Here is a 2,817-nt window from a genome sequence, read left to right on the forward strand (position 1 = left end):
TTTATGAAAAAGGGTAAAATTTTACTTTCTTTTGCGCTACTTTGCTCGCCGTTTTAGCTTACTGCGGCGCAAAATAGCGGCGCTTCTCAAAACTCGTCCGCCGCGAGCTCCACCTCTAAAATTTCGTCGTCGCAAAGCTCACATGCAGCCGCCGTATCACGGAGCTCCGCACCGTCTGCTTCAAATTCCGCCGCCAATAGTGCGGCGCCGAAAAGCTCTACGCAAGAGCCAGCGAGTTCTACCGTCGTAAATTCCATGTCGCAAAGCGGTAGCGCGGCAAATTCTACGCCGCAGAGCTCAGACGGCGATAATCTCGGCACCATAAACGTCACGGGCAAGGCCGATCTGTCCACTACCGAGGGCACGGGCTCTTATACGACGGGCAATATGAGCACAGCGACGGGGCTAAATTTAAGCATAAGAGAGACGCCGCAGTCCATAAGCGTCATCTCCAATCAGCTTTTAAAAGATCTGAACTTACACAACGCCGAAGAGGCTCTTTCAAAATACGCAACCGGCATTTCGCTAAATAACGACGCGGGCGGCAATCGCATCGTCTCGCGTGGCTTTTATGTCGATAATATCCAAGAAGACGGCATCGCAAGCTCGGTTTCTAGCTCCGTGTTCGGGCTGCTGGGCTCATCGAAGGAATTTACCGATTTGGAATTCTACGATCGCGTCGAGGTTCTGCGCGGCGTAGCGGGCCTTACGCAAAGCAACGGCGAGCCCGGCGGCACGATAAATTTAATCCGAAAGCGCCCGAGCGATCAGTTCGGCTTTAACGCAAGTCTAAGCGGCGGTAGCTGGGATAATTATCGCGGCATGATCGACGTAACGGACGCGGTAAATCAAAGCGGTACGGCACGCGCACGGCTGATCGGAATTTTAAGTAAAACGGGCTCGTTTAAGGACTATCCGCGCAACGGCTATCGCGAAGGTGTCGGCGTTTCGACGGAATTTGACGTGGCCGATAAGACGCTTCTTAGCGCGGGATTTTTGTGGCAAAAAACCGTCGGCGTCTATGATATTTACGGCATGCCCGTTTTAGACAATCATGGAAATTTACTGAATTTACCGCGCAGAAGCTACTTCGGCTCGGATTGGGATGAGAGCGAATATAAAAAATTTAACGTCTACAGCGAACTTTCGCACGAATTTAGCGATGATCTGAAAGCCTATGCGAGGCTCAATTATACCGATAGCGACAGCATGTTAAAATTCGGAGCGCTCGGCGGGGCAAATCCTTACAACGGCACTACGTCGCATACGGTGCGATATAGAATTTACGATAACGACTCCAAAGAGGTCGGGTTTCAAACGGGGTTAGACGGCAAATTTGAAGCATTCGGGCAGAAGCACGACTTTTTCTTAAACGGCTCGCTTAGCAACGAAAAGCTTAATTGGCGCGAGACTAGGACGAGAGATTCGTCTCTGGCGTCGCTTGGGATGAATATTTATAACTGGGACCGCTCAAGAATTGCACAGCCCGATTGGAGCAGTGCCGCTACATTTAAAGACAGAAGCTCCACTACCATAAAGCAGCGCGCGATCTCGCTCGGGACTAGATTAAACTTAACCGACGATTTTCACTTTTTGCTCGGCGGACGCTTTTCGAAGGTAACCTACAGCAGGTATTATTATAATATTTTGCGTGGCACGGCTTCGCATAGCGCAAGCCCGAGCAAATCGGATTTTACGCCGTATGCGGGAGTGGTCTGGGATTTTGCGGATAATTTTTCGTGGTACGTAAGCTATGCCGAAATTTTTAAGCCGCAAGCCGCGCGTGATAAAGACGGTAAAATTTTAGATCCCGTCGTCGGCTATAATTTAGAAACCGGCGTGAAGGGAGAATTTTCTGACGGCGCGCTTAATACGAATGTCGCGCTATTTCAGATCATTCAGAAAAATAGGGCGATGAGCGATCCTCTTAATACGAACTACTCTATCGCCGAGGGCAAAGTGCGAAGCCACGGCGTGGATGCCGAGGTGCAAGGCTCGCTCACTGAGAATTGGAAATTATTCGCAGGATATACTTTCAACCGCAGCGTCTATTTAAAGACGGAAAGAACCTCCGCAGCGGTCGATTATAGCAAGGGCGCGAACGCCAAACGCTACATTCCGAAGCATCTGTTTAAGCTCTATACGAACTATGAAATTCCGCTCGGCGAAAATCGTAAGATCACCCTGGGTGCGGGCGTGCGCTATCAGAGCAAAACCGCTTCGATATATCGCGAAAACGTTGCGTACTACGCCGCGCCGCAGAAGACTTACGCGCTGTGGGACGCAAACATTGGCTATAATTTCGACAAGCACTTTAGCGTAAATTTTGCGGTTAAAAACATCGCCGATAAAAAGTATTTTGAAAATACCCAAAATCGTACCGCGGGTATGAATAATTACTACGGCGAGCCGCGGAATTTTATGTTGACGCTAAATTATACGTATTAGGTGCGGATGGAATTTTGCGCTTATGCGAACTCGGACTGACCGAACTCGCACGCGGCCTTGGATAAATTCCGCGCTTTATAAGAGCTCGGATAAAGCGAGCGCAGAGGCGCGAGACTAGGCTTTGTCGCAAGTAGCACGTAGCGAGGCGGGTAAATTTAAACGAAGCCGCGGGATTAAAATTTAATTTGCGATTTGGTTGATTAGCGATTGATTAGTGCGGGCGATTGCAGGCGATGCGGGCGATAAATTTAATCTCGCCGCAATCGGCGCTAAATTTTAAAATTTAAAGAGAAAATTTGAAAACCTTAAAGCATTTTTTTGAAATTCTACGTCCGCACTGGTTCGGCAAGGGCGCGGCGAAGCTGTGGG

The 2,817-nt window shown here is 49.3% G+C and carries 2 protein-coding genes; one reads left to right on the forward strand and one right to left on the reverse strand.

Features of this window, described 5'->3' with window-relative positions; genetic code table 11:
- Positions 1-86 precede the first annotated feature (86 nt).
- A complete protein-coding gene (locus Q0140_RS10150; RefSeq protein ID WP_297964250.1) occupies positions 87-257 on the reverse strand; it encodes a hypothetical protein in 171 nt (56 codons plus the stop codon).
- Here Q0140_RS10150 and Q0140_RS10155 point away from each other — a divergent pair.
- Positions 256-2,448 (forward strand): TonB-dependent siderophore receptor, encoded by a 2,193-nt coding sequence (locus Q0140_RS10155; RefSeq protein WP_297964252.1) that lies wholly within the window; start codon positions 256-258, stop codon positions 2,446-2,448. The two genes, Q0140_RS10150 and Q0140_RS10155, sit on opposite strands and share 2 nt — an antisense overlap.
- The last annotated feature ends 369 nt before the right edge of the window (positions 2,449-2,817 follow it).

Origin of the sequence: uncultured Campylobacter sp. (assembly GCF_938045405.1) — a bacterium.
GTDB lineage: Bacteria > Campylobacterota > Campylobacteria > Campylobacterales > Campylobacteraceae > Campylobacter_B.

Coding starts and splice junctions, on each gene's coding strand:
- Q0140_RS10155 (WP_297964252.1), top strand. CDS start 256: ATGTCGCAAAGCGGTAGCGCGGCAAATTCTACGCCGCAGAGCTCAGAC.
- Q0140_RS10150 (WP_297964250.1), bottom strand. CDS start 257: ATGGAATTTACGACGGTAGAACTCGCTGGCTCTTGCGTAGAGCTTTTC.